This window comes from Inquilinus sp. (assembly GCF_057815775.1).
Window position 1 is genome coordinate 1 of record NZ_JBYRFX010000215.1, and the last position, 5,171, is coordinate 5,171.

The following is a 5,171-nucleotide window of genomic DNA, read 5'->3' on the forward strand; positions in this document are numbered from 1 at the left end:
GCGAATCGATGAAGCCGAAAGGCAGGCGCGGCGAGACGAAGATGCGGTTCGCTGCGACCGCGGGCACGAGTTTCCAGGTCGGCAGCTTTTCAGCCATGCCGCGGAAGGACTCCTCCAGGCTGACGATCGTGTCGGGTGCCCAGGCGATGATCTGTTCGGGTGACACGGTCACGATGCCCGCGCGACCGCCGATCCCCTCGACCACGTTGACGGCGCCGACGCGTTCGAGGATCTCGGTGGTGATCGACCCGCGCGAACCGCTCTCCAGCCCCTCCGCGCCACGGGCGAGATAGGCCTTCGGGCGCTTGTCGGCCGGCACCGCGGCCAGGACCGTGTCGACCTGGGCGAAGATCGCCTCCGCCGCCTTGGCCAGCGCCTCGCCGCGCTCCGGCACGCCGAGGATGCCGGACAGCAGGCGAAGCGCCGCCGGGGTGTTGGCGAAGCTGCCGTCGATCAGCAGGTAGGGGATGCCGGTCTGCTGCTGCACCCGGTCGGCCAGCGATTTGTAGGTGTCGCTGATGGTGCCGAAATCGACGATCAGGTCGGGCTTGGCGGCCAGCAGCTGTTCGAGGTTGACGGTGTCGCCCTTGCCGGTCAGGCGGCCCGTCTCCGGCAGGTCGCGCACCGCGGGCTGCAGGAACGGCTTTTCTTCCGCCCGCGGCGCCCGCACCCAGCCGGTCATGGTCTGCGGCGCCAGCATATACAGCAGGACCGAGGCCGGCGGCCCGGCGGCGAAGACCCGGCCGACATGGTCCGGGATCTCGACCGACCGGCCGGCGGAATCGGTGACGGTGCGCGCCGTAGCCGGCCCCGCAGCGAGGAAAGGGGCGGCCAAGGCCAGGAGGGCGATCAGGGCGGCGAGCGCGCCGCGGCGGCCAAACACGGTCACGAAGGATCCCCCACATCCGAGTCACCGGGCGTCGGCGGCGCCAGCGGCGTGAAGGCGCAGCGGTCGGGCTTGAGATCGATCAGCGGCGTGCCGTCGAGGCAATCGAGCCCGCGCACCAGCAGGGTCCGGCCCTCGATGCCGAGCAGCGTCACCATCGAGGTGCCGATCGGGTTCGGCCGCACCGGCGAGCGCAGCGAGAAGGTGCCGCGGGTGGTGCCGTCGCTCTTCGGGCTCTGCAGCACCAGGTCGCGGCGCGACCGGTGTAGCCAGTACAGCACCTCCAGCCGTTCGAATTCGGCGATGCCGGCCAGCGCCTGGTCCCAGGGTTCGAACACCTCGATGCGGCAGGTCGGCCCGTCCGGCCGGCCCTGGCGCGGGCAGTCCATGCGCGAGGTCCAGGGGGTGTGGATGCGGCCGATATAGATCAGCCCGGCATCGACCGTGTCGGGCCATTCGACGGCCCGCTCGGCCGCCCGGAGTTCATCTTCGCGGACCATGAGCGCCAGCGTCTCCAGCCTTCCCAACCGTCCCGCTGTATAGGCCGATATACGCCCGATCGGCGAGGGGTTTGATGCAGCGGGACGGAGGGTGCCGGTCGTTCAAAAACTGATGCGCAACCCGCCAGTGGCAGCCTGGTTGCGGTAATCGCCGGCAAAGCTGCCGTCGTAGCGCACGAACAGATCCACCGCCTCGGCCGCGAGGGTGAGGCCGACGCCGATCCTGGCCTGGTCGCGCGGGGCGCGGGCACCCTCGACCGTGAACTTCGCATCCGAGCCCTCGAAGCTACCGTCGAAGGACCGGTCGGTGTCGGCGACATCATGGCTCCACGCCGCCCGCAGCGACAGGCCGAGCGGGGCGCCGAGGCCGAGGTCGAAGCGCTGCGCCAGCTCCGCGCCCAGCAGGCCCTGGGCCGTGGTCACGGTGTGGCCGCTGATCTGCAGGTCGATGGCACCGGCCCCGCTCTCGGTGATCGCGTCCTGGCCGACGACGATGGTCTGGAACGCCGCGAAGGGCGTGAGGTCGGTGCTGTCGCCCAACGCCAGGCGATAGCCGGTCTCGATGTTCGACAGGAACTGGTTCGAATCCGCATCGGCGGCGGCGAAGCGGTTGATGCCCGGGAAGGAGATCGCCCGGCTGACCGTGCCCCAGCCATGGGCGTAGCCCAGCGCGCCGTCGACATACCAGGCGGCGGGCGAATAGCTGGCATAGAGGCCGAGCGAGAGGGTGGTGAGGTCGCCGTCGCCCGACAGCTTCCGGGTGTTGAAGCTGCTGGTCGTGAACGCCAGCGCCCCACCGATGGCCAGGGCATCATCCAGGCGATGGTCGAAGCCGATGGCGACGCCGGCGGTGTCGAAATCGACATCATGCGTGTCGGCCTGGCCGGACAACCGGCCGACATTGCCCAGCCCGGCGATCCAGGCGTTCGGCGCCCCGGCCCCGCCGGAGCCGGTGGCCACGCCGCCGGCCGCCGCGCCGCCGCCGGTGCGGGACTGGCGCATCTGCTGCTGCAGCGTGTTCAGGAAGGTCTGGGCACCGGCGATTTCGACCGACGGCAGGTCGGCATAGACCTCGCCATCCAGCTGCTGCAGCGCCGACTGCAGCGGGGCCGAGTCGCCGATGTTCAGCAGGTCCAGGCTGTTGTAGACGCTGTCCATATCACCGAAGAGCGCCGGCGGCGTCGCCCGGTCCAGCGCCTGGCCGATGGCGCCGGCATTGCCGCCACCGGCACGGGGCGCATAGGCCAGGGCCTTGGCCCCGATCAGCTGCTGGTTGGCATAGGCGTCGGCCGGCAGGAATTGCGGGTTGGCGCAGTTCGCGTCGTCGGACCGCCCGATCAGCAGGGATTGCGCCGTGCCGCCGCCGCCCCAGGGCCCGCCGACCGGAATCGACGGCGGATTGGCGGGGAAATTCCCAAGGATAGGGGCGCCGGTTCCGGTCAGGATGCAGGTGCCCGCCGGCACCCGGACGATGGTGATGGAATCTGGCAGATACGGCAGGGCCAGCCGGTCCTTGATCTCCGCCGCCGTCATACCGCGCACGGTGTCGGAACCGGCGATGAAGCCGCCGACCGCCCGGGTGGTGCCCTGGGTGTAGACGCGGACATACTGCGTGTCGGCCGTGGTCCGCACCACCGCCGCCTGGGCCGAGTCCACGAAGGATTCCGTCGGCGGTGTGCTGAGAATATAGGCGTTGGCATCGGCCCCGGTGCGGACGAAGGGCACCGTCGACCCGTCCCGGCGGAAGACAGGCCCGGTCACCACCACGCCCGGGGGCAGTGGCAGCATCTGCGCCAGCGCCGGGACTGCGGTTCCGAGCAGCAGCAGGCTTGTCAGGATCAGGACGCTGCGGCGCACGGCCGGGAACAATAGGGGTCTGGTCAAATGACGTCTCCTGCACCGATATGCCGGCGGCCCGCCCGACTGCCGCGACCCTCAGGTCGCCCGAGCCCTCGGACCAAAAAGGCTTTGATCAATTCTTCTTTGATAATTGATTTTTCCGCAGATACGCAGCGGAAAAATCATAACAATTTATGTATAATTTCAGTATTTGTATAAATGTATTCTTCGGTCATCCGAGCGACCGCCCGTCCCACACCGTCATTGCGAGCGCAGCGAAGCAATCCATGCGGCAGCAAGAACGGCGGCATGGATTGCGTCGTCAGCTTCGCCTCCTCGCAATGACGGCGAGGCGATGCCCGTCAGGCCAGCTTGCGCTGGCGCCGGATGATGTCGTAGGCAGCGTTGATCCGGGCCATCTTGTCGGTGGCGACGGCGATGAAATCCGCCGGCACGCCGCGGGCGATCAGCCGGTCGGGGTGGTGTTCGCGGATCAGGCGGCGATAGGCGGCCTTCAAGCTTTCGTCGTCGATCTGCGGCTCGACCCCCAGCACGCCATAGGGATCGACATCGCAGCCGGCGCATTCCTCGGCGCACAGCCGGTGGAAATCCGCCGTGGTCAGGCCGAACAGGCGCGAGACGGCGCGGAGATAGTCGAGCTCCGCCGGCTGCACGTCGCCATCGGCCTTGGCGATGTGGAACAGGCATTGCAGCAGTTCCTCCAGCACCTCCGGCCGGTCGTGGAACATGCCGGCGAGCTGCTTGGCATAGGGCTCGAAGCCGGCGGAATCGCGGCGCGCCAGGTTGAACAGGCGCTCGACATTCGCGTCCTCCGCCTCGGGCACGCGGAAGACCTGGCGGAAGGCCGTCACCTCCTCGGCCGTCACCGTGCCGTCGGCCTTCGCCATCTTGGCGCCCAGCGCGATCACGCCGACGGTGAAGGCGATGTGCTGCGTCGCGTCGTCATCCGGCGCCGGCTGGTCGCGGTACCAGTCGACGGCATGGCCCGCCACGGCGCCGATCAGGCCGCCGATCGGGCCGCCCATGGCCAGGCCCGCAGCCGCGCCGAAGATCTTTCCCCAGACACTCATTCCACCGATCCGCTCGTCGAGACGCTGCCCTCGCCCGCATCATAGCAGCCTTGGCGGCCGGCGCAGAGAGGGTGCGGCGCCGCGGCCGACGGCTCAGCTCGCCTCGGCCGGGCTGCGCAGGTAGTAGCGCCGGGTCGGGAACACCGCCTTGATGTCGTCGAAGGTGGCGGTGCCACCGCCGGATCCGCTGGCCGGCAGCTTGGCCGCCGCTTCGTCGAGCAATTCGATCCGGTCGCGGGTGTCGGGGTGCGACGAGAACAGCGAGGTGGTCTTGTCCTCGCCGGGCGGCACCAGCGAATCCAGCGTCTTGAACACCGCCGAGGCCTGGCGCGGGTCGTAGCCGGTGGCCCGAAACACGACCAGGATGTAGGCATCGGCTGCGCGCTCGTCATCGCGCGAATAGCCGGAGGAGATCAGCGAGGACATCGCCGGGGTGATCTGGTCGAGCATCGGGCCGGTGACATCCTGCAGCCCCGAGACCTTGGCGTCGATCTCGCGCTGCGCCACGTCCTTGAAGAACGAGCTGAGCTTGTCGGTGAAGCCCTTGTTGTTCAGTTCCTTCACCTGATGGCTCAGCTCGGCATGGCCCATTTCATGCGAGATGACCGCCGCCAGTTCGTTCTCGCTGGCCACATAGCGCAGCATGCCCTTGTTGATGCCGAGCTTGCCGCCCGGCAGCGACCAGGCGTTCGGTGTGTTGTCGTCCAGCACCGAGATCTCCCACTGGAACGGCCGCTTCGACACGCGGAACAGCGGCTCGGCAAAGCGCCGCACCGCGGACTGGATCCGGGCGTTGGGGTAGGACCCGCCCGATGCCGCGATCAGCCGGGGATACAGGCCTTCGCCCAGCGCCGC

The 5,171-nt window shown here is 68.9% G+C and carries 5 protein-coding genes; all 5 read right to left on the reverse strand.

Translation table 11 applies throughout. The features are described from left to right. Positions 1–889: iron ABC transporter substrate-binding protein (locus tag AC3XYG_RS07525; RefSeq protein ID WP_489139192.1), on the reverse strand; the 889-nt coding region annotated here is incomplete at its 3' end. Then, entirely contained in the window at positions 886–1,386 is a 501-nt protein-coding gene (gene tsaA / locus AC3XYG_RS07530; RefSeq protein WP_489139193.1) for a tRNA (N6-threonylcarbamoyladenosine(37)-N6)-methyltransferase TrmO, read from the reverse strand. The genes AC3XYG_RS07525 and tsaA, both read right to left, overlap by 4 nt. A 102-nt stretch (positions 1,387–1,488) precedes the next feature. Beyond that, the gene (locus AC3XYG_RS07535) at positions 1,489–3,270 is read right to left on the reverse strand and encodes an autotransporter domain-containing protein (protein ID WP_489139194.1); all 1,782 of its coding nucleotides are present in this window, start codon (positions 3,268–3,270) and stop codon (positions 1,489–1,491) included. 317 nt (positions 3,271–3,587) lie between these two features. Next, positions 3,588–4,316, reverse strand: coding sequence for a TerB family tellurite resistance protein (locus AC3XYG_RS07540; protein WP_489139195.1), 729 nt, complete (start codon positions 4,314–4,316; stop codon positions 3,588–3,590). 93 nt (positions 4,317–4,409) lie between these two features. Continuing rightward, the coding region (locus AC3XYG_RS07545; protein WP_489139196.1) for a M48 family metallopeptidase at positions 4,410–5,171 on the reverse strand (762 nt) is incomplete at its 5' end.